The sequence below is a fragment of the Enterobacter cloacae complex sp. SHL021 genome (genome assembly GCF_049237765.1).
In the GTDB taxonomy this organism is placed as follows: Bacteria; Pseudomonadota; Gammaproteobacteria; order Enterobacterales; family Enterobacteriaceae; genus Enterobacter; species Enterobacter cloacae.
On record NZ_JBMKJG010000009.1, the window covers coordinates 64,921 to 86,205 of the forward strand.

Consider the following 21,285-nt stretch of genomic DNA (forward strand, 5'->3'; position numbering starts at 1 on the left):
CACGGCTTCGTATTGCCTGAAACGGCCATGACCTTATTTATCTGATTGCGAAAGAAAGGAGTGAATATGCATTTTCAGCACCTGACTTACTGGCAGGATAAAGCAAAAAACAGCGCCATTGAGACCCGGTTATTTATTAACGGTGCCTATTGTGACGCCGCCGATAATGCCACGTTTGAAACCGTCAATCCCGCGACACAACAGACGCTGGCGAACGTGGCCCGGGGCAAGCAGGCGGACGTGGACCGTGCAGTTCAGGCGGCGCGTGAGGTATTTGAGCGCGGTGACTGGTCGCAGGCGTCTCCGGCGCAGCGCAAGGCCGTGCTCAATAAGCTTGCCGATTTAATGGAACGCCACGGCGAAGAGCTGGCCTTACTGGAAACACTGGACACCGGTAAACCCATCCGCCACAGCCTGCGCGACGATATTCCCGGCGCGGCTCGTGCCATTCGCTGGTACGCCGAAGCGGCGGATAAAGTCTACGGCGAAGTGGCGCCTACGGGGCCGGGCGAACTGGCGATGATCGTGCGCGAGCCGATCGGGGTGGTTGCGGCCATCGTTCCCTGGAACTTCCCGCTGCTGCTGGCCTGCTGGAAGCTGGGCCCGGCACTGGTCGCGGGCAACAGCGTGGTATTGAAACCGTCGGAGAAATCGCCACTCACCGCCCTGCGGCTGGCCGGGCTGGCGAAAGAGGCGGGCCTGCCGGACGGCGTGCTGAATGTGATAAGCGGTTACGGCCACGAAGCGGGCCAGGCGCTGGCACTGCATCCAGAAGTCGAGGTGCTGACCTTTACCGGCTCTACCCGTACCGGCAAGCAGCTGTTGAAGGACGCGGGAGAAAGCAACATGAAGCGCGTCTGGCTGGAGGCGGGCGGCAAGAGCGCCAACATTATCTTTGCCGACTGTCCGGACCTCGACAAAGCCGTGAGCGCAACCGCCGCCGGGATTTTTTATAACCAGGGGCAAGTCTGTATCGCCGGTACCCGCCTGCTGCTCGAAGACAGCATCGCCGACGACTTTCTGGCAAAGCTAAAAGCGCAGGCCCGTCACTGGCAGCCGGGCGATCCGCTCAACCCTGACAGCACGATGGGCATGCTCATCGACGCTGCACATGCCGATACCGTCCACACGTTTATTCGCGAGGGAACCCGAAAAGGGACGCTGCTGCTGGACGGGCGGGAACAAGCATGGCCTTGTGCAGTCGGTCCCACCATTTTTGTCGACATCGATCCTGCCTCCCCGCTGTGTCGGGAAGAGATTTTCGGGCCGGTGCTGGTCGTCACCCGTTTTAAAACCGAAGAAGAAGCCTTAACGCTGGCCAACGACAGTGAATATGGGCTTGGCGCGGCGGTATGGACCCGCGATCTTTCCCGCGCGCACCGCATGAGCCGCCGTCTGAAAGCAGGCTCGGTCTTCGTCAATAACTATAACGACGGCGATATGACCGTACCCTTTGGCGGCTATAAGCAGAGCGGCAACGGTCGCGATAAGTCCCTGCACGCGCTGGAAAAATTTACCGAACTGAAAACCATCTGGATTGCCCTGGAGTCTCAATCATGACCGAACATACCACCAGCTACTACGCGGCCAGCGCGAACGCTTACGAACCTTTCCCGACGCTTAACGAGTCGATCAGCTGTGACGTGTGCGTGGTGGGCGGCGGCTATACCGGCCTCTCCTCCGCGCTGCATCTCGCCGAAATGGGCTACGACGTGGTGCTCCTTGAAGGGGCGCGCATCGGCTTTGGCGCCAGCGGACGCAACGGCGGCCAGCTGGTTAACTCTTACAGCCGCGATATCGACGTGATTGAGAAAAACTACGGTCCCGATGCCGCCAGAGTCCTTGGGAGCATGATGTTTGAAGGCGGGGAGATCATCCGGGAGCGTATCCAGCGCTATCAGATCCAGTGCGACTATCGTCCCGGCGGACTATTTGTGGCGCTAAACCATAAGCAGCTCGAGACGCTGGAGGAGCAAAAAGCCAACTGGGAACGCTACGGCAATACGCAGCTGGAGTTGCTGGACGCCAGTGCCATCCGCCGGGAGGTCGACAGCGAACGCTATACCGGCGCGCTGCTGGACCGCAGCGGGGGGCATATTCATCCACTGAACCTGGCGATCGGCGAAGCGGACGCGATTCGCCTGAACGGCGGGCGGGTGTATGAACAGTCCCCGGTGACCGCCATTCAGCACACCAGCCCGGCTGTGGTAAGCACGCAGCATGGCCAGGTGACGGCCCGCTACGTGATCGTCGCCGGGAATGCCTATCTGGGCGATAAGATAGAACCGGAACTGGCAAAACGCAGCATGCCTTGCGGCACTCAGGTTGTGACCACCGCCCCGCTGCCGGAAGCGGTCGTCCGCACGCTGATCCCCAATAACTACTGCGTGGAAGATTGTAACTACCTGCTGGATTACTACCGTCTTACCGCCGACAACCGCCTGCTGTACGGCGGTGGCGTCGTCTATGGCGCGCGCGATCCGGACGATGTCGAGCGTCTGGTGATGCCAAAGCTACTGAAAACCTTCCCACAGCTGGCCGGCGTCAAAATCGACTACCGCTGGACGGGCAACTTCCTGCTGACCCTGTCGCGCATGCCGCAGTTTGGTCGTCTGGATAAAAACATCTATTACATGCAGGGCTACAGCGGCCACGGCGTGACCTGCACCCACCTGGCCGGACGGCTGATCTCGGAACTGTTGCGCGGTGACGCTGAGCGCTTTGATGCGTTTGCCAACCTTCCGCACTACCCCTTCCCGGGCGGTCGCAGCCTGCGGATTCCATTCACGGCGATGGGCGCGGCGTATTACAGCCTGCGCGATCGTCTTGGCGTATGAGCGTTTCGACAAAAGGGTATCTGACATGAGTAACCAGGAATTTCATCAGCGTAGACTTTCTGCCACCCCGCGCGGCGTAGGCGTAATGTGTGATTTCTTTGCCCGCACGGCGGAGAATGCCACGCTTACCGACGTGGAAGGCAACGACTATATTGATTTCGCCGCCGGGATCGCGGTACTGAATACCGGCCATCGGCATCCTGAACTGGTGGCCGCAGTGGAAAAACAGCTTCACCAGTTCACCCACACGGCCTACCAGATTGTGCCGTATGAAAGCTACGTTTCATTAGCCGAAAAACTTAATGAGCTGGCCCCGGTGCAGAGCCCGGCCAAAACGGCATTCTTCACAACGGGCGCTGAAGCGGTGGAAAATGCCATTAAAATCGCCCGGGCCCACACCGGCAGACCGGGCGTGATTGCCTTCGGAGGAGGCTTTCACGGTCGAACCTATATGACCATGGCATTAACCGGCAAGGTCGCGCCTTATAAGCTGGGATTTGGCCCCTTCCCGGGGTCGGTTTATCACGTGCCCTATCCCTCGGAGCTGCACGGCATCACGACGCAGGATGCCATCACGGCGATAGAACGTCTGTTCAAAGCAGACATTGAGGCGAAACAGGTAGCAGCGATTATTTTTGAACCCATTCAGGGTGAAGGCGGCTTCAACGTCGCCCCGCCAGAGCTGGTGGCCGCCATCCGCCGTATCTGTGATGAACACGGGATCGTGATGATTGCCGACGAAGTACAGAGCGGTTTCGCCCGTACGGGGAAACTGTTTGCCATGGAACACTACGCCGACAAGCCCGACCTGATGACGATGGCGAAAAGCCTGGCAGGCGGAATGCCGCTGTCCGGCGTGGTGGGCCGCGCCGAAATCATGGACGCGCCGGCGCCTGGCGGTCTGGGGGGGACCTATGCAGGCAACCCGCTGGCGGTGGCCGCCGCGCACGCGGTGCTGAATATTATCGACAACGAGTCACTGTGCGCCCGCGCCCGACATCTGGGCGATCGACTGAAAGCCACCCTGGAAGAGATTCAGGGCACCTTCCCTGCGCTCGTGGCGATAAGGGGAAGAGGATCGATGATTGCGGCGGAGTTTTTTGATCCCGAGAGCCGTGCACCTTCGGCCGCCATCGCACAGGCGATCCAGCAAAAAGCACTCGCCCAGGGCCTGCTGTTATTGATCTGCGGCCAGTACGGCAACGTGATCCGCTTCCTTTATCCGCTGACCATTCCGGATGCCCAGTTCACCCAGGCGCTGGCGATCTTGCAACAGGTTATGCGTGATAAGGCCTAATTACCTACCGAAAACCGTCTCCCGGCATTCCGGAGACGGTTTCAACGGAGGAGATCGGCTTAGATTTCCTCCGTGTGGGAAATGCTGGGGAATTTGGTCTGTTTCATTGTATGCTCCCTGAAACACATCCCTGGCAAGAGGAAATAAGAATTGCAAAAAACATCCGCCTATCAGTCACTTGTGAAAACCTTCCAGCGTCTCTCCCGCTTCTCGCACCTCTCCTCCATCGCCAGCTGGGACATGTTCACCATGATGCCGCCCGGCGGCAGCGCCGCGCGCGGTGAAGCGCTGGCGGAGATGAGCGTCCTGCAACATCAGATCCTGACCGACAAAAAAGTGGGTGAATGGCTGGCTGCAGCGGCAGGTGAAGATTTGAATGACGTCGAACAGGCCAACCTGCGTGAAATGACGCGTCAATATCAGCAGGCCTCGCTGCTGCCGGAATCGCTGGTGGAAGCCAAATCGCTGGCGGGCAGCAAATGTGAGCACGCCTGGCGTACCCAGCGTCCGGCCAATGACTGGCAAGGCTTTTCCGCCAATCTGAAAGAGGTGGTAAAACTCAGCCGTGAAGAGGCGCGTCTGCGCGCGGAGGCAAAAGGTTGCTCACCTTACGATGCGCTGCTGGATATTTTTGAGCCAGACATGACCAGCGCGCGTCTGGACGTGCTCTTTGCCGACATGAAGTCGTGGCTGCCGGATCTGCTGGCAAACGTGGTCGACAAGCAGGCCAGGCAGACCTTCGTTCCGCCTCAGGGTCCCTTCCCGACGGCAACGCAGCGTGAGCTGGGGCTGGAAGCCATGAAGATGCTCGGCTTCGATTTCAACGGCGGTCGTCTGGACGTGAGCGCGCACCCGTTCTGCGGCGGCGTGCCGGAAGATGTGCGCATTACCACGCGGTATGACGAAGATGAACTCCTCAGCGCCCTGTTTGGCGTGATCCACGAAACCGGACACGCGCGCTACGAACAGAACCTGCCGCGCGCGTGGGCCGGTCAGCCCGTTGCCCTGGCGCGTTCAACGGCAATCCACGAATCCCAGAGTCTGTTCTTTGAGATGCAGCTTGGCCGCAGCGAGGCGTTCCTGAAACATCTCCTCCCTGCCGTTCATGCCCGTTTTGGCAGCCAGGCGGCGTTTAGCGAAGAGAACTTTATCGCCTGGAACCAGCGCGTGAAGCCGGGCTATATCCGCGTCGATGCCGACGAAGTGAGCTACCCGGCACACGTGGTGCTGCGCTATGAGATTGAGCGGGCGCTGATCAATGGCGATATCGAGGTGGAGGACATCCCGGCCCTGTGGGATGAGAAAATGCAGGCGTGGCTCGGGTTATCCACCAAAGACAACTACCGCAACGGCTGTATGCAGGATATCCACTGGACCGACGGCGGATTCGGTTACTTCCCGTCTTATACGCTGGGGGCGATGTACGCCGCGCAGCTGTTCCATGCCGCGAAAACGGCGCTGCCAGGTCTGCAGGCCTCTATCGCTGACGGGGATCTGTCGGCCCTGTTTGACTGGCTGCGCCAGAACGTCTGGCAACACGGCAGCCGGTTTACCACATCACAGCTGATCACCCAGGCGACGGGAGAAGATCTGAATATCCGCTACTTCCGTGAACACCTGACCTCGCGTTACCTGTAATGACCCACGCCGGGGAAAGCCCCCGGCGTTGTACAAACGGTTACACGCCGATACCAATCACTCACGGAAACCCCGAATTTACAGGGATATAGTTATTTCAACGGCCCCGCAGTGGGGTTAAATGAAAAACCAAATTCGAGGGTATAAACATGAATAAAGTATTAGCTCTGGTTGTTGCCGCTGCTATGGGTCTGTCTTCTGCTGCGTTCGCTGCTGAGACTACTGCAACTGTTCCAGCTGCCGCTGCACCTGCTGCAACCACCGCTGCACCGGCAAAAACGGTACACCACAAGAAACATCACAAAGCCGCTAAACCTGCTGCTGAGCAAAAAGCGCAGGCGGCTAAAAAGCACCACAAAAAAGCCGTAAAACAAGACGCCGCTAAACCTGCTGTTGAGCAGAAAGCACAGGCCGCCAAAAAGCACCACAAAAAAGCGACTAAACCCGCTGTAGAGCAGAAAGCTCAGGCCGCTAAAAAGCATCACAAAAAAGCAGTAAAACACGAAGCTGCTAAACCAGCTGCTCAGCCAGCTGCGTAAGAGTACAAGCTAAACCGTGCCCTTCGGGGCACGTTGGTAAACCGGCGCTGAACCTTTCAATACAGCGCCGTTTTTTTATCCGGAGGGCGTATGCTGCGACGCTATCGGTTTGAGTTGATCCTTATCCTGCTTATTTTATGCGCGCTCATCGCAAGCCAGTTTTATCTTTCCTGATCGTAGCACGCTGATTTTACTCCCACTTTAGCGCTGTCCCGTCTATAGTATTTTCATAGGGTTCACTTTTAATAATCATAATTACCCCCACCAGAGTGTGATATGCGTAAATCTGTTGTGTTATTACTGGGAACGTTTGCTCTTTTTTCTGGATTCGCGCATGCGGATGATGGCGATGATGACACCATTAGCGCGAAAGAGCTTAAAACGCTGTTTTTCGGTCATGATGATCGTACGCGTGTCGCCGATCCTACCCAGGCCCCGTGGGATGCCATCGGGCAACTGGAAACCGCCAGCGGTAACTTATGCACCGCCACGCTGATTACCCCTCAGCTTGCCCTGACCGCAGGCCATTGCCTGTTGACGCCGCCGGACGGCAAACCCGACAAAGCCGTGGTACTGCGATTTGTGTCTCAGAAAGGGATGTGGCGCTATGAAATTCACGGGATTGAAGGCCGGGTTGACCCTTCGCTGGGTAAGCGCCTGAAACCGGACGGCGACGGCTGGATAGTCCCGCCCGCTGCGGCCTCCTGGGATTTCGGTCTCATCATTTTGCGCTACCCGCCTTCTGGAATCACTCCTCTGCCCCTGTTTGATGGCGATAAAGCCGCGCTGACCGCCGCGCTGAAAGCCGTCGATCGCAAAGTGACGCAATCCGGTTATCCGGTCGATCATCTGGATACGCTGTACACCCACACCGACTGCATTGTGACCGGCTGGGCGCAAAACAGCGTACTCTCTCACCAGTGCGATACGTTACCGGGCGACAGTGGCTCACCGCTGATGCTGAAAACGGATAACGGCTGGCAGTTGATTGGTGTGCAGAGTTCAGCCCCGGCGGCCAAAGACCGATGGCGCGCGGATAACCGTGCTCTCTCGGTGACCGGTTTTCGCGACAAGCTGGAAGCGCTGGCACAATAACAGGCCAGCGCCGCCTCGCCTGACGTCATCAGGCGAGTTTTATCATAATCATACCGGCCAGCAGCAATACCAGGCCGATCCAGCCTTTATTATTTAACCGTTGGCCGAAGAGCACCCACCCTGCTGCCAGGGTCGCGGCAATACCAAACCCGCCCCACAGGGCATAGGCTACAGACAGATCGATACCTTTGACCGCCTGAGACAGGGCGCTAAACGCCCCCAGCACAGCGGCAATCGACATCAGACCGTAAACTTTACGGCGAAAACCATCAGAGAATTTCAGAAACACGTTCGCCAGAATTTCCAGAACAATGGCGAACCCCAACCAGGCCGCGTGGATCCATTCAAACTGCTGCATGGGCCTGCTCCTTCTGCGGTTTTGTCGGTTTACGTGTACCCGATTTAATCAGCACAATCCCGACTACCAGCGTCGTCAATCCGGCGATCTTCATTGTTGATAAGGTTTCGTCAAATAACAAAACGCTGAACAGCGTAATCAACAAAATACCGATACCTTCCCAGAGGGCATAAGCCACCCCCAGCGCGATTTTCTTCACCGCAAACGAGAGGAAAATATAGGAAAGCGAAATCATCACCAGCATTAAAATAAAACCGGTGTTGCCATCGCTGACGCTTGCCCATTTCATAGACAGCGTGCCGGTAATTTCAGCGAGAATAGCCAGGGCTAATAAAATCCAGTAAAACATGTTTTTCTCCTGCTTGAGAATATAATCCATCGCGGCTCGCTGCGAACAGCAAACCCAAAAAAGGAAATTAAATCAGATAACTAAGCGCATGGCGCCAGCTCAGGCAGAAGACGTGACTATAGCGCGTTGCGCCAGTGTTGCTCACCGGACAGAAGGAAGAAAGAGGTGGAGAATACAGCAGTATGGTTTGAAGAATACGTCCTGAACAAATTGTCCATAAAATTACAATTATCCGCGGTGTTGCTTCTCGTCTTTGCGGATCAAAATTGTCCTCGGTAGTTAAACACGCTAAATTTGTACCATAAGCCAGGATTTTACTCAAAGTCTTTTCAATTCTTTACCGAGGCCGTTTGACTTCGGTTAGTTTATTAAACGTCTTTCGCCTTTATTATAAATAAAAAAATACGCAGGAATTGCCATGGCTAAACCCATCATTACCCTGAACGGCCTTAAGATTGTGATCATGCTCGGTATGCTGGTGATCATCCTGACGGGCGTTCGTTTTGCCGCCGATATTATCGTGCCTTTTATTCTGGCGCTGTTTATTGCAGTGATCCTTAACCCGCTGGTTCAGCGCATGGTGCGGATACGCATACCGCGCGTGCTGGCGATCACCCTGCTCATCAGCATCATTATTATCGCGATGGTGCTGCTGGTCGCTTATCTGGGCACATCCCTGAATGAACTGGCGCGCACGCTGCCGAAATACCGCTCGTCGCTGGTGATACCGCTGTTGCAGATTGAACCCTGGCTGCAGCGCGCGGGCATTGAGGTCTCCGTGGAGGAACTGCTGAAGTATATCGACCCCAACGCAGCCATGACCCTCGTCACCAGCCTGCTGGCGCAACTCTCCAACGCCATGACCTCTATTTTCCTGCTGTTTTTAACCGTGGTGTTTATGCTGCTGGAGGTGCCGCAACTGCCTGCCAAACTACAGCATATAATGGTTCGGCCGGTGGAAGGCATGGGCGCGATTCAGCGTGCACTGGACAGTGTTTCCCGCTATCTGGTGCTGAAAACGGCGATCAGTCTCGTCACCGGGTGCGTTGTCTGGGGCATGCTGGTTGCGCTGGATGTGCGGTTTGCGTTCGTCTGGGGACTGCTCGCCTTTGCGCTTAACTATATTCCCAACATCGGTTCCGTGCTGGCGGCCATCCCGCCTATTCTGCAGGTGCTGGTTTTCAGTGGTTTGTATGATGCCCTGATTCTGCTGGCCGGTTATCTGGTAATTAACCTGGTCTTCGGAAACATTCTTGAACCGCGCATGATGGGACGCGGGCTCGGGCTTTCGACCCTGGTGGTGTTTTTGTCCCTGATATTCTGGGGTTGGCTGCTCGGCCCCGTTGGCATGCTGCTCTCCGTTCCGCTGACCATCATCGTCAAGATTGCGCTTGAGCAGACGGCGGGCGGGCAAAGTATCGCCGTACTGCTGAGCGATATGAGCCACAGAGGCTGAGCACCCCGTCAGTTTACCTACTCGCGCCAGCCCATTGCTGGCGCCACATGTTTGAGGATCGACTCAATCACATGCGCGTTGTAGTCCACGCCAAGCTGATTCGGTACGGTCAGTAACAGGGTATCCGCTTCGGCTATCGCGTCGTCCTGCTTCAATTGTTCAACCAGCTTGTCGGGCTCTGCCGCATAGCTGCGCCCGAAAATCGCCCGCGTTTTTTCATCCAGATAGCCCACGCTATCGCTGTCGTTGCGGCTGGCCCCGAAATACATCCGGTCACGATCGTCCATCAGGGCAAAGATACTGCGGCTCACCGACACGCGCGGCTGACGGGTATGGCCCGCCTCAGCCCAGGCCTGACGATACGCGCGGATCTGTTTTGCCTGCTGAATATGGAACGGCTCGCCGGTTTCATCGTCTTTCAGCGTTGAGCTTTGCAGGTTCATGCCCAGTTTTGCGGCCCAGACCGCCGTTGCATTTGAACCGGCACCCCACCAGATGCGGTCGCGTAAACCTTCGGAATGAGGCTCCAGGCGCAGCAGACCCGGCGGGTTCGGGAACATCGGTTGCGGGTTTGGTTTCGCAAACCCTTCTCCGCGCAGCACCTCAAGCAGCACCTCGGTATGACGACGCGCCATATCCGATTCGTTTTCCCCTTCCTGCGGGACATAGCCAAAGTGACGCCAGCCATCAATCACCTGCTCCGGCGAGCCGCGGCTAATTCCCAGCTGCAAACGCCCGCCAGAGATCAGATCCGCCGCCCCGGCATCCTCCGCCATGTACATTGGGTTTTCATACCGCATGTCGATCACGCCGGTACCGATTTCGATGTTTTTGGTTTTTGCGCCTATCGCCGCCAGCAAGGGGAACGGCGAGCTGAGCTGGCGGGCAAAGTGGTGCACACGGAAATAAGCGCCATCGGCACCCAGCTCTTCAGCGGCCACGGCCAGGTCGATGGACTGGAGCAGCGTGTCCGCTGCGGTTCGGGTACCGGACTGTGGCGACGGCGTCCAGTGACCAAATGATAAAAATCCGATCTTTTTCATAACAGGTAATCCTGAGAATGTGTTGCGTTTCTTCTACTCTACGCATTACCAGGCAACAATAAATGCCGTTTATTTAACGGAAAGCGTCAAATAAATTGACTGACCTGAGCAGATCGCTATTGCGTTCCATAATGGGATATAATTTCGCTCACTCTTTTCCTGGCAGGTAAAACCGGCAATGGCTCTGATCCCTAAAAACTACGCGCGGCTGGAAAGCGGCTACCGTGAAAAAGCATTAAAAATTTATCCATGGGTCTGTGGGCGCTGCTCACGGGAATTTGTCTATTCCAACCTTCGGGAACTGACGGTTCACCATATCGATCACGACCATACCAATAACCCGGAAGATGGCAGTAACTGGGAGCTGTTGTGCCTGTTTTGCCACGATCATGAACACTCGAAGTACACCGAAGCGGATCAGTACGGCACCACCGTTGTCGCGGGAGAAGACGCGCAAAAAGATGTGGGTGTGGCCACTTTTAATCCGTTTGCTGATTTGAAAGCGATGATGAACAAGAAGAAATAATCTTCCAGGAATTTTCTCGCTCCGGCCAGCTCTGTTCACCCGTATACATAGACGTACCAGGTAATGACATAGATGGCCGTAATGATTACCCCGGCTACGCCGAGGAAGATCGCATCTCTCACCTCCACACTAGAATGTCCAGGTGATGGCGGCGGTGACAGCGCCTTCGTTACGTCGCGATACGATCGGGCTGTTATTTGCATGCTCCCCAAGCCAGGTGTAATCGGCACTCAGTACCGTGCCCCAATGGGTATCGAACTGATGACTCCATGTCAGGCTGCTGTCTATACCGTAGAATCCACCGGGCGCTGAATAACGGCTATAACCGGAGCGCTGACTCTGCTGCTGACTGACGCCATACCAGGTATTGAGGTAACGGCTGTCGCCAAACAGGGATGCAGACTGAAAAGCAATCGTGTCCTGACTGGTTTGTAGAGGAAGCAGCGTAACAGAGGCCTGGTAGTTTACCCCCTGACTGTCCGTTACAGGCAGGGTCGCTTTGCCTTCCACACTCAGCCAGGAAGTGATTTGCCAGCCGACCGCCAGCCCGGTATTCAGGCTGGTATCGATCTCTCCCATCCCTTTCAGATTATTTGCTCCCTCGCGCCAGCTGTCGTTTTCGTCCGCCCTCCCCAGGTCGTAACCCAGCGTATGTTCAAGGTACACGCCGCTGTCATTTTGCAGGTCATATCCAATGCCTTTCTGCGCATCAATAAAGAATGCACCTTTGCGCCCCTGTAAAACAGGAACCCCTTGCCATACCTGCTTGTCAGAGCCTGAATAACGAGGCGCATAGCGTCCTCCTGCCCCAATGGTCAAATAGTCGGAAGACGTTTGTGCCTCATCGGCGTGTACGCCGGATGCTGCCGTCATCAGAAACGGAACGGTCATATACAGGGCTTTTTTTCTCGCTATCATACTGGTCTCCACTTCTACGTTGTGCGCAGTATGATTTGGCTAAATCAATGAATAGTCGGGATAGTGTTAAGAAACGGTCAAGGTGAACAGATGTTGTCCAGAAGAGTGCTGATTATTGAAGATGATGCCGATGCGGCTGGCGTACTTGAAGCTTATTTACGCCGTGAAAATTACGATGTGACCGTCACGGGGGACGGGCTGGCCGGGCTGGAGATGGCGCAACGCTGGAAACCCGATCTTGTCTTGCTGGATGTCATGCTTCCCGGACTCAACGGAACTGAGGTGCTGGCCAGCCTGCGTCGCAAAAGCGATGTGCCCGTTATCATGGTGACGGCTATGGGCGATACGCCCGATCGCATCGGCGCGTTGAGATACGGGGCTGATGACTATGTCGTTAAACCCTATCATCCAGGTGAAGTCGTGGCACGGGTGCAGGCGGTGCTGCGCCGGAGCAATAAAAACACGCGCGAAGAAGAGATCCTTCGCTGGCAGACGCTAGAGGTGGATGTCACGGCCATCGTGGCGAGCATCATCAATGATGACAACACGCCGCGGGTTCTGGATCTGACCCCAACGGAATTTTCGCTACTGACCACGCTGATGCGTTCACCTTCGCGTCCTTTTTCCCGTCAATATTTACTGGAGCACTGTTTGCCGGAAAGCGAGGCCCTGGAGCGGGTGGTGGATACCCATATTTATAACCTGCGTAAAAAACTCGAAGCCGCGGGTCTTTCCGGCGTGCTGGTTAACGTTCGCGGCGTGGGTTACAGGTTCAGACAGCCATGATAAAGACCCGTCATTCCTCCCTCTGGCGCTGGATTTGCGCGCGCATCCTGGCGCTGGCGATTGGCAGCGTGATCGTTATAGCAGCCTGTATGTGGCTGCGTTACGCCGTGCAGAACTACTGGATAATGGGCAAAATGCCCGCAGCGGTCCGGCAGGAGTTTCTCACGCTCAGCCAGAATCCGCAGTCAAACCCGGCCCGCTTTCACGATATTGTAGACAGCTGGTGGGGGCTCAGTTATTCCACCCCATCTATCGCCTCGGCTGACTGGGTCACCGTGGCTCTGCTGGTGCTGGTGATGATCCCCTTCATTGTGGTAATGGGACTTAAGCACGCGCGCCCTCTGGCGCTGCAGTTCAGCTGTCTTCGTGATGCGGCCAAAGATGTGGCCGATGGACAGTTTGGCCGACAGGCAGAGCTGGTGAGAGATGCGCCCGCAGAAATGATCAGTTTTGCGGCTGACTTTAATACCATGACCGGACAACTGGCTCGCTATGAAAAGGAGCTTCGCGCCTCGCACGTTGCCATGGCACATGAGCTGCGCTCTCCCCTGACGGCAGCCATTGGACGTTTGCAGGGTATGATGGACGGCGTGTTTGACGCCACCCCGGAGCAGTTGGGGATGGTGATGAAACAGCTCCAGCACCTCAACCGGCTGACCGATGAATTGCACCTTCTCTCTTTGGCTGATGCGGGAAATCTTGTGCTTGAAGACAGGCCATTCCGTCTGGATGAGCTGATTCAGGAGCGGGCAGACTGGATAACCCCGCAGGCCGATGCGCATAATTTTGCGATAACGTTGCGTAACCCGCGCGCATGCTCCTTCAGAGGCGATGCGTTCCGTATGGGACAGGTATTTACGATCCTCATGGAGAATTCACTCCGCTACGGACGCGAGGGAGGCCATCTGGAGGTGGCCCTGCATTATGCCCAGGGGCAGTACACCCTCGAATTCGCCGATGACGGTCCGGGTGTATCAAATCACTTTTTACCGGACATGTTTAAGCGATTTAGCCGCGAGGAACAATCACGCGCCCGGCACTCCGGTGGCAGCGGCCTCGGTTTATCAATTGCGCAGGCGATTTGTCAGGCGCATGGGGGAAGTATTAGCGCGTCATTACCAGAAACCGGAGGGCTTCTGGTGCGCATCCAACTGCCCTGGCGCGCTTGTGACGAGGAAAATTCCCGCTCTTGATAAACCCTTGACACAACATCGAATCTTTCTCGATGAACAGCCGATTAAATAACGCCATCCCTTTTCTGGAGCGGCGTTATGTCAGACGAATTCATTCTCTCCCTCCGCCACAGCCTGCATCATGTATACAGCGTGGCGCGCACCCTTTCCTGGCTACACTTTATTCCCCTGGTGATACTTGCCCTGGCTATCTTCCCGCTAACCGGTTGCGGCGATAAACACGAAAACACGCCGCCCCCCGTGCGGGCGGTACGCTACAGTGTGGTGGGTTCAGCGAAAACGCTGCCAGCACTGGAAAGAACCGGTGAGATCCATGCCCATGATGAGACGACGCTGAGTTTCCGTACCGGGGGCAGGATCCTCACGCGCGTCGTCGATATTGGCGATCGGGTTACCGCCGGGCAACTGCTGGCGACCCTCGACAATACCACCGGACAAAATCAGCTCGACGCGGCCACCGCTGACTATGAGGGTGCCAAAGCCTCAGCGCAGATTGCCGCGCTCAACGTCAACAGAATGCAAACGCTGATGTCCACCGGCGCTATAGCCCGCACACAACTCGACACAGCCCGTGCAGACTGGCTTGTCGCCAGCGCGCGTCTGAAAAGTAGCGAGGCGGCACTGCGCAACGCCCGGGAAAGCCTGGGCTGGACCCGCCTTCTCTCGCCGAAGGAAGGCATCATTACCGCGGTCAGCGCCTCTGCGGGCCAGATTGTCAGCGCAGGCCAGTCGGTGCTGACGCTGGCGACCGGTGAAGCCCGCGATGTGGTGTTTGATGTTGCCGCGCCTGATGAGATCCCCTCACCAGATAAGGCTGATTTCCGCGTCGCCTTGCTCAGCGACCCGACGGTCAATGCTTCAGCGGTGTTACGCGATATCACGCCTCAGGCCGATCCCCTGACCCGTACCTGGCGGGTCAGAGCCACCCTGAACAACCCGCCCGCCGCCATGGCACTGGGTGCCAGCGTCACCGTAACCCTGCCCTCCAGTGCCGCGTGCGGTTACGTCCTTCCTGCGTCGGCACTGAGTCGTTACGCAGACAAGCCCGCTGTGTTTGTAATCAACCGGCAATCTCAGGCGCAACTGCGCGTGGTTGTGCCTGCACGTTACACGGCCTCCTCCGTCATCATCGCCTCCGGTCTTGCGCCCGGTGACAGAGTGATTACGGCTGGCGTGAGCAAATTACGCTCAGGAGAACAGGTGATTGCTGGGGAGGAGCAGCCATGAACATGAGAAGCACAAAAGAGACATTTAACCTCTCCGCCTGGGCGCTTAAAAATCAGCAGATGGTCAGTTTCTTTATGCTGCTGGTGATGGCGATGGGCGTGTTCTGTTACGAGCGCCTGCCGCGCAACGAAGATCCGGCGTTTACCATCAAAACGGCCGTGGTCTCCGCGCAGTGGCCGGGGGCATCGGTAGCGGACACGACCCGTCTGCTGACGGATACGCTTGAAAAAAAGTTACAGGAGATCCCCTGGCTTGATTATATCGAAAGCGAAACCCGGGCAGGGCGCACTGTTATTCATGTCAATCTGCGCGATGACACGCCGCCGCAAACGGTGCCGGATATCTGGTACCAGGTGCGGAAGAAAATGCAGGATATCGCCCCGTCCCTGCCAGAAGGCGTTCAAGGCCCTGACGTCAACGACGAATTTGACGACACGTTCGGCACAATTTATGGCTTTATCCCCGAAGGCTATACCCTGCGGGAGGTTCGGGATCGGGTGGAGACACTGCGTCGGGAGCTGATGTCCCTGCCGGATATCGGCAAAACCCCCCTGCTGGGTGAACAGCAGGAACAGATGGTTCTGGCCTTTTCCCCGGCCCGTCTGGCGGGGATGGGTCTGGATATTCAGCAGGTTGAGGAGGCACTCAGGGCGCAGAATGCAGTCGTCCCGGCGGGCATCATACGCACGGGGCAGGAGAACATCGCACTCCACGTCAGCGGTGCGCTCACCTCAGAGGAGAGTTTACGCGCGGTCACGCTGCATATTAATAATCGTTATATTCCCTTGACCGACATTGCCACCCTCACCCGGGAAAGCGCCGAGCCGCCCTCACCGGCGTTTCGGGTTAACGGAAAACCGGCCATCGGACTGGCGATTTCAATGGCGCCGACAGGCAATATGCTGCGCTTTGGCGCCGCGTTGAATCAAAGAGTGGCCGCCCTCAGCGCCGGGCTGCCGCACGGTATCGAGATGGTGAAGGTCGCCGATCAATCCGCGGTAGTCAGCGACGCGGTGAGTAGTTTTATCAGGGTCCTTATTGAAGCGGTGGTTATCGTCCTGGCCGTTTCATTTGTCTCTCTGGGGCTACGGGCGGGGCTGGTTGTGGCTGCGGCAATCCCGCTGGTTCTGGCCATGACCTTCGCCGGAATGATGCTGGCCGGGATTGGCCTGCAGCGCATCTCGCTCGGGGCACTGATTATTGCGCTGGGTCTGCTGGTGGATGACGCCATGATCACCGTGGAAACCATGGTTTCTCGTCTGGAGGCTGGCGATTCCCGTCGGCAAGCGGCAACCCGGGCGTTCACCACGACGGCATTCCCGATGCTCACCGGCACACTGGTGATGATCGCCGGATTTATTCCGGTCGGCTTTGCGGCATCCAGCGCGGGTGAATACTGCTTTTCTCTGTTTGCGGTCGTGCTGATTGCCCTGCTGTGTTCATGGGTGGTCGCAATCCTGTTTTCACCGCTGACCGGGACATGGCTGCTGCCGGAGAACGTCAGGCATCATGCCTCCGGCCCGGGGCGGCTTGCTCGCGGGTATCACTGGCTGCTGCGTAAGGTATTGCGCCACCGACTCACCACCGTGCTTTGCGCCCTTGCCGCACTGGTTTTGTCCATATACGGGACGACATTTATGCAGGGTGAGTTTTTTCCCGCTTCCGACAGACCAGAGCTGCTGGTGAGTCTGACGCTTCCGGCCAACGCCTCACAGCCGGAAACGCAAAGAGAGGCTGAAAAGCTGGAGAAGGCGCTGGCAGGCAATAGCAATATCGATCATTACTCAACATACGTAGGATCGGGCGCTATCCGTTTTTATCTGCCAATGGATGTGCTGCTGGAGAATGAAAACAGTGCCCAGTTGGTGGTGGTCGCGAAAAACCTCGCCGCCCGCGACCGTCTGCACGCACAGCTGAACAAGATACTGGCGACGCAATTTAGCGACATCATCACACGCGTATCGCCCCTGGAGCTCGGCCCCCCGGTCGGCTGGCCAATCAAATACCGGGTTAGCGGGCCGGACTATATGAAGGTTCGGGCGCTGGCGAATCACCTGACGGAGGTGATTGGCCAGTCACCGCTCTCACGTGAAGTCAACCAGACCGCTGGTGAACCGGAGAGAGTGATTACTCTTGAGGTGAATCAGACGGCGGCCCGGGCTGCGGGCGTGTCGTCAGAAAGTCTGGCCCGGACGCTGAATACGGTCTGGTCCGGCAGCGTCGTGACCTCAATACGGGATAATGACCGGCTGGTGGATGTGGTGCTCCGCGCCAGAGACAGTGAACGTCTTAATCTGGCCACACTGTCGTCACTGACCGTTGAGGGGAACGATGGCAAAAAAATTCCGCTCAGTGCTGTCGCAACGCCGGTCTGGGGTGTGGACGATCCGGTTGTCTGGCGTCGTCAGCGCCTGCCGTTTATCACCGTGCAAACTGACCTTGCGCCGGGACTCAGAGCCGAGGTCGTCTCCGCCGCGCTGCGCCCGGCAGTGGATAAACTGCGTGCCCGTTTGCCTGCGGGCTACAGTATTGAGGAAGGCGGCGCGGTTGCGGAATCCGATAAAGGAAACCGCTCTGTCTTTACCGTTCTTCCGGTGACGCTGGTCATTATGTTGTTATTGCTGATGCTTCAGCTACGACGCTATTCCCGGATGTTTCTGGCCCTGTTCATGGCCCCGTTTGGCTTACCGGGCATCGTTCTGGCGATGCTGCCGGGTGGAACACCGATGGGGTTCGTCGCCCTGCTGGGCGTGATCGCGCTGGCGGGCATGATCATTCGTAACGCGGTGATCCTGCTCGGCGAAGCTGACAGCAATCTGGCTCAGGGGATGACGAACGATGCCGCCATTATCGCAGCCGCAGAGCACCGGGCCAGACCTATCTGTCTGACCGCCTGTGCCGCCATTCTGGGCATGATCCCCATCTCGCACCAGGTATTCTGGGGACCTATGGCGTATGCCATTATCGGGGGGTTGCTGGTCGCGACGCTGGTCACACTCACGGTACTGCCCGCGTCGTTCAGTCTGTTATTACAGTGGGGGGACGGTTTACGCAACCGGCACAGCGTATAAAACCCGGTCTGTGCTGAAAGCGAAATTGTCCCCCGATCCGTTACGCGGCCGTCAGCGCAAAACGGGTTCTCAGGACCTCAGCAATATCCTCTTCCGCCAGTTGCTGTGTCTTTGTGCCATTTGCGGTGATGGTCTTCAGCATATTGCCCAGCAGGATCTGGCGTCCTCCTTCGTTGCCAGGAGGCCGAAGGTCTGATCAATGCGCTGGAGGTGCATCGTCGCGATTTGTGACGGGCTGGCGGGTACCGCGTTCAGAGCGTCGATGCGTTAATGGTTAGTGACTGGCTGGATCGTCTCTGAATGCCGCATGGTGGCATTCAGAAATTGAAAATGGAAAGATCTTTAATATCGGCGTGTGGATTGGCGTTTTTTACCGCTATCAAAAAAGCAGAGAAATTATGATTAAACATCGTTACGTTCGGGTAAAACTGCACCTGTTTTTCCCTTCCGTTTTCAACATAGCTTACTGACCAGATCCGACGATTATTGACCATCGTCGATCCCGGCTTAATGTTTACTATCCTGGCCAGTTCAACCTGAGTGGTTCTATCCTTCTGAATTTCATAAAAATATCGCTCATCATAAAAATAAACCTTGCGGGAAAAACAATCAAAAAACCACGGGTTAGTGGATATTTTCTTCTTGCCCTGGGCATCTGAAACGATGCGTTTTGGCTGGCGAAATGACCTCACTCCATTCCTTATCACCAGATATAACCCAATAACCGGCAGAGCCATTAATAAAACGCTGATTGCTTCCCGCATATTCACCAATCCCGTTGATCACAGTCATGAGCGAGTATAACGGGTTCGTTCCTGAGAACAACATCCCCCCTGTCAGGGAATAATGCGTGCCGCCCTGAGCTGTGCGAACAGGCTGAAAAACATCTCGTCGGTGGCCCGCATGGAGGTGAATCCGGCCCGACGCAGCTTGCTGCCATCGCCAAACATATCGTAATCCCAGCTAAACACGAAGTCGGCAAACTGGCCGTCATTCAGCTGCAAAATATCGCTTTCCACCAGCCCGCGAGCTGCGGCGAGTTCATGCCATACCGTGCGGTAGTCCGTAAACAACTGCTGAAATGAGAGCCGGACCGGGGGTGCAAACTCCAGTCCAAACCAGTGTGCAATGCGTGGCCACAGCTCGCTCCAGCGCCAGATGTCACCGTTATTCACATTGAATGCCTGGTTCTCTGCTACCGGCGACGTGGCGGCCCACACGGTCGCCTCTGCCAGCAATTCACCGTCTGTATGATCAACAATGCTGTGCCAGGTCTGTTCGGTGCCGGGAAAACGCAGTGGTAAATTCAGCGCCTTACACAGCGATGCGTACAGCGCGATGCTCAGGGCAAGATTCATGGCGTTACCCGGCACCGTGCTGCCCACCACGCCCGGCCGGATGGCGCTCCAGTGCCACGCTTTTCCCCGTTGAAAATCGCTAAGCCACCTGAGCTGGGCCGCATTAAACTCCGCGCCCGGTACGCCGGGATCGCTTTCACGTGCCGGGGTTTTGAACGGGCCAAGATGCGCGCCGTAGACTTTGTAGCCCTGCATCAGGCTGACCGTCTCAAGGGGGGCCGTGTTTTCGAGATTACTGACCAGATGGCGCAGCATGGTGACGTTCGGTTCAACCATCTCTGTCCAGTTCGCGGCATTGACCCAGGCGCTGTAAAACACATGAGTGATCCCGCTGAGCGATGACAGTGCCCGCGCGCTGTCCTGCGCATCCAGTAAATCAACATTAACCATCGCGATACCTTCAGGGTGAGATACCGCCTGGCGGCTCAGGCCAATAACCTCCCACTGATGGCGCAAAAGCGTTTTGACCAGCTGGTTGCCAACAATCCCGCTGGCGCCAGCGACCAGCGCGACCCTGTGTTGCTGCGTCTTATTCATGGTGTTTCTCCGAAAGGGGTGACAGACACAGTGTGATCTATTATTTTTTTCTGATATATCCCCCGAATCCGATGGCATTTATAAGCAGAATCACGAAATGAATAATAAGCTCAACGCCATTTCCACCTTTCTGCGCGTCGCCGAAGCGGGCTCCTTTTCCGCTGCCGCCCGCCTGGCCGGGATCAAGCAGTCCGCCGTCAGCCAGCAGATCGCCGCCCTTGAGGAAGAGCTCGGTGTGGTATTGCTGCATCGTACAACGCGCAGGATGAAGCTCACCGCGCAGGGTGAGCGTTACCGGCGGGATATGCAGCTTGTGCTGGAGGCCATGCAGGAAGCAGAGCGACGCCTGAACCCGGTTGAGCATCAATATCAGGGGGCCGTACATGTGCAGTTGCCGAGCGGCCTGGGCCAGCTCGTGTTGCCGCGCCTGCTGACGCTACAGCGCATGAATCCTGAATTACATCTGCAGGTTTCGCTTGATGACCGCATCGCCGATCTGGTCACCGAAGGGGTGGATGTGGCGCTTCGGCTGAGCGCGGAGCCTCCGCAAACCCATGCCGCACGCGTACTGGCACGCATTGAAACGCCGCTCTTTGCCGCCCCGTCATTCCCGCCGGTAGAGTCCTTGTACGCGCTGGCGGCGCTTCCCCACGTGCGATTCAGCGGCATCCCGCTGGACGCTCCCTTACGCCTGGTTTCTGATGACGAAACGATTGATATTGCAGTGAATACCGTTTTCCGCGCCAATACCAGCGACGCCCTGTTACAGGCGCTGGAGGCAGGCATGGGTATTGGCGGTATGCAACTACCGCTCGCGGCACGGGCGTTGCAAACCGGCACACTGGTGCAGGTACTCCCCGCGTGGCGGTTACCCGACCGCTTTCTCTATGCGGTTTATCCGGACGCTCGCTTTATTCCACACAGGGTCAGAAGCGTTGTGGGGGTTATAGAACAGCTACTGCCTGAAATAATTAAGAAAAATTAAACATTCCAGAATGCATACTCGCCAGCGCGCCTTGTTGAACTAAAAATTTTCGACTTTCAACGAGTTCCGGAA

At 56.7% G+C, this 21,285-nt stretch carries 19 protein-coding genes and 1 pseudogene; 13 read left to right on the forward strand and 7 right to left on the reverse strand.

What is annotated here, in order from left to right; all coding sequences use genetic code 11:
• The first annotated feature begins 66 nt into the window (after nt 1-66).
• From puuC to ACOTZF_RS11065, 6 genes are all read left to right on the forward strand, one after another.
• On the forward strand, nt 67-1,560 hold the full coding sequence (gene puuC, locus ACOTZF_RS11040; RefSeq protein WP_045295902.1) for an aldehyde dehydrogenase PuuC: 1,494 nt from the start codon (nt 67-69) through the stop codon (nt 1,558-1,560).
• Nucleotides 1,557-2,837 (forward strand): NAD(P)/FAD-dependent oxidoreductase, encoded by a 1,281-nt coding sequence (locus tag ACOTZF_RS11045; RefSeq protein ID WP_013096837.1) that lies wholly within the window; start codon nt 1,557-1,559, stop codon nt 2,835-2,837. Before puuC ends, ACOTZF_RS11045 begins: the two co-directional genes overlap by 4 nt.
• Before the next feature lie 25 nt (nt 2,838-2,862).
• Entirely contained in the window at nt 2,863-4,134 is a 1,272-nt protein-coding gene (puuE, locus tag ACOTZF_RS11050) for a 4-aminobutyrate transaminase (RefSeq protein ID WP_114518727.1), read from the forward strand.
• A gap of 150 nt (nt 4,135-4,284) precedes the next feature.
• Nucleotides 4,285-5,772 carry a carboxypeptidase M32 gene (locus tag ACOTZF_RS11055; protein ID WP_038419273.1) on the forward strand — a complete coding sequence of 496 codons (1,488 nt, stop codon included), beginning with the start codon at nt 4,285-4,287 and terminating at the stop codon, nt 5,770-5,772.
• A 149-nt stretch (nt 5,773-5,921) separates the two neighbouring features.
• Entirely contained in the window at nt 5,922-6,311 is a 390-nt protein-coding gene (asr, locus tag ACOTZF_RS11060) for an acid resistance repetitive basic protein Asr (RefSeq protein WP_129318091.1), read from the forward strand.
• A gap of 276 nt (nt 6,312-6,587) precedes the next feature.
• The gene (locus tag ACOTZF_RS11065; protein WP_013096841.1) at nt 6,588-7,406 is read left to right on the forward strand and encodes a trypsin-like serine peptidase; all 819 of its coding nucleotides are present in this window, start codon (nt 6,588-6,590) and stop codon (nt 7,404-7,406) included.
• 28 nt (nt 7,407-7,434) lie between these two features.
• On the opposite strand, the gene mdtI is transcribed toward ACOTZF_RS11065, so the two are convergent.
• From mdtI to ACOTZF_RS11080, 3 genes and pseudogenes are all read right to left on the reverse strand, one after another.
• Nucleotides 7,435-7,764, reverse strand: coding sequence for a multidrug/spermidine efflux SMR transporter subunit MdtI (mdtI, locus tag ACOTZF_RS11070; protein ID WP_013096842.1), 330 nt, complete (start codon nt 7,762-7,764; stop codon nt 7,435-7,437).
• Nucleotides 7,751-8,113 (reverse strand): multidrug/spermidine efflux SMR transporter subunit MdtJ, encoded by a 363-nt coding sequence (gene mdtJ / locus ACOTZF_RS11075; RefSeq protein WP_129251611.1) that lies wholly within the window; start codon nt 8,111-8,113, stop codon nt 7,751-7,753. Before mdtJ ends, mdtI begins: the two co-directional genes overlap by 14 nt.
• A 116-nt stretch (nt 8,114-8,229) precedes the next feature.
• Nucleotides 8,230-8,400, reverse strand: a pseudogene (locus ACOTZF_RS11080) (hypothetical protein).
• Between the two features lie 131 nt (nt 8,401-8,531).
• Here ACOTZF_RS11080 and ACOTZF_RS11085 point away from each other — a divergent pair.
• A complete protein-coding gene (locus tag ACOTZF_RS11085) occupies nt 8,532-9,569 on the forward strand; it encodes an AI-2E family transporter (protein ID WP_020688252.1) in 1,038 nt (345 codons plus the stop codon).
• Between the two features lie 17 nt (nt 9,570-9,586).
• On the opposite strand, the gene ACOTZF_RS11090 is transcribed toward ACOTZF_RS11085, so the two are convergent.
• Nucleotides 9,587-10,612, reverse strand: coding sequence for an LLM class flavin-dependent oxidoreductase (locus ACOTZF_RS11090; protein ID WP_058661262.1), 1,026 nt, complete (start codon nt 10,610-10,612; stop codon nt 9,587-9,589).
• A 178-nt stretch (nt 10,613-10,790) separates the two neighbouring features.
• On the opposite strand from ACOTZF_RS11090, the gene yajD reads away from it, so the two are divergent.
• Nucleotides 10,791-11,138, forward strand: coding sequence for an HNH nuclease YajD (gene yajD / locus ACOTZF_RS11095; RefSeq protein ID WP_006808895.1), 348 nt, complete (start codon nt 10,791-10,793; stop codon nt 11,136-11,138).
• A 129-nt stretch (nt 11,139-11,267) separates the two neighbouring features.
• Here yajD and ACOTZF_RS11100 read toward each other — a convergent pair whose 3' ends face one another.
• Nucleotides 11,268-12,056, reverse strand: a complete 789-nt coding sequence (locus tag ACOTZF_RS11100; protein WP_129251610.1) for a MipA/OmpV family protein — start codon at nt 12,054-12,056, stop codon at nt 11,268-11,270.
• A gap of 90 nt (nt 12,057-12,146) precedes the next feature.
• Between ACOTZF_RS11100 and ACOTZF_RS11105 the strand changes: the two genes are divergently transcribed.
• The 4 genes from ACOTZF_RS11105 (at nt 12,147) to ACOTZF_RS11120 (ending at nt 18,333) form a co-directional block, all read left to right on the forward strand.
• Complete coding sequence (locus tag ACOTZF_RS11105; protein ID WP_038419267.1) at nt 12,147-12,842, forward strand: response regulator; 696 nt, start codon at nt 12,147-12,149, stop codon at nt 12,840-12,842.
• Nucleotides 12,839-14,035, forward strand: coding sequence for a sensor histidine kinase (locus ACOTZF_RS11110; protein WP_058651534.1), 1,197 nt, complete (start codon nt 12,839-12,841; stop codon nt 14,033-14,035). Before ACOTZF_RS11105 ends, ACOTZF_RS11110 begins: the two co-directional genes overlap by 4 nt.
• Before the next feature lie 78 nt (nt 14,036-14,113).
• Nucleotides 14,114-15,262, forward strand: coding sequence for an efflux RND transporter periplasmic adaptor subunit (locus ACOTZF_RS11115; protein WP_020688258.1), 1,149 nt, complete (start codon nt 14,114-14,116; stop codon nt 15,260-15,262).
• Nucleotides 15,259-18,333 (forward strand): efflux RND transporter permease subunit, encoded by a 3,075-nt coding sequence (locus tag ACOTZF_RS11120; protein WP_129251609.1) that lies wholly within the window; start codon nt 15,259-15,261, stop codon nt 18,331-18,333. The genes ACOTZF_RS11115 and ACOTZF_RS11120 overlap by 4 nt, the downstream gene beginning before the upstream one ends.
• Before the next feature lie 317 nt (nt 18,334-18,650).
• On the opposite strand, the gene ACOTZF_RS11125 is transcribed toward ACOTZF_RS11120, so the two are convergent.
• Together ACOTZF_RS11125 and ACOTZF_RS11130 are read right to left on the reverse strand one after the other, a co-directional pair.
• A complete protein-coding gene (locus ACOTZF_RS11125) occupies nt 18,651-19,097 on the reverse strand; it encodes a hypothetical protein (protein ID WP_040023081.1) in 447 nt (148 codons plus the stop codon).
• 72 nt (nt 19,098-19,169) lie between these two features.
• Nucleotides 19,170-20,228, reverse strand: a complete 1,059-nt coding sequence (locus ACOTZF_RS11130) for an SDR family oxidoreductase (RefSeq protein WP_129251608.1) — start codon at nt 20,226-20,228, stop codon at nt 19,170-19,172.
• Nucleotides 20,229-20,325: 97 nt separating this feature from the next.
• Here ACOTZF_RS11130 and ACOTZF_RS11135 point away from each other — a divergent pair, with 97 nt between their 5' ends.
• A complete protein-coding gene (locus tag ACOTZF_RS11135) occupies nt 20,326-21,213 on the forward strand; it encodes a LysR family transcriptional regulator (RefSeq protein ID WP_129251607.1) in 888 nt (295 codons plus the stop codon).
• Nucleotides 21,214-21,285: the final 72 nt, after the last annotated feature.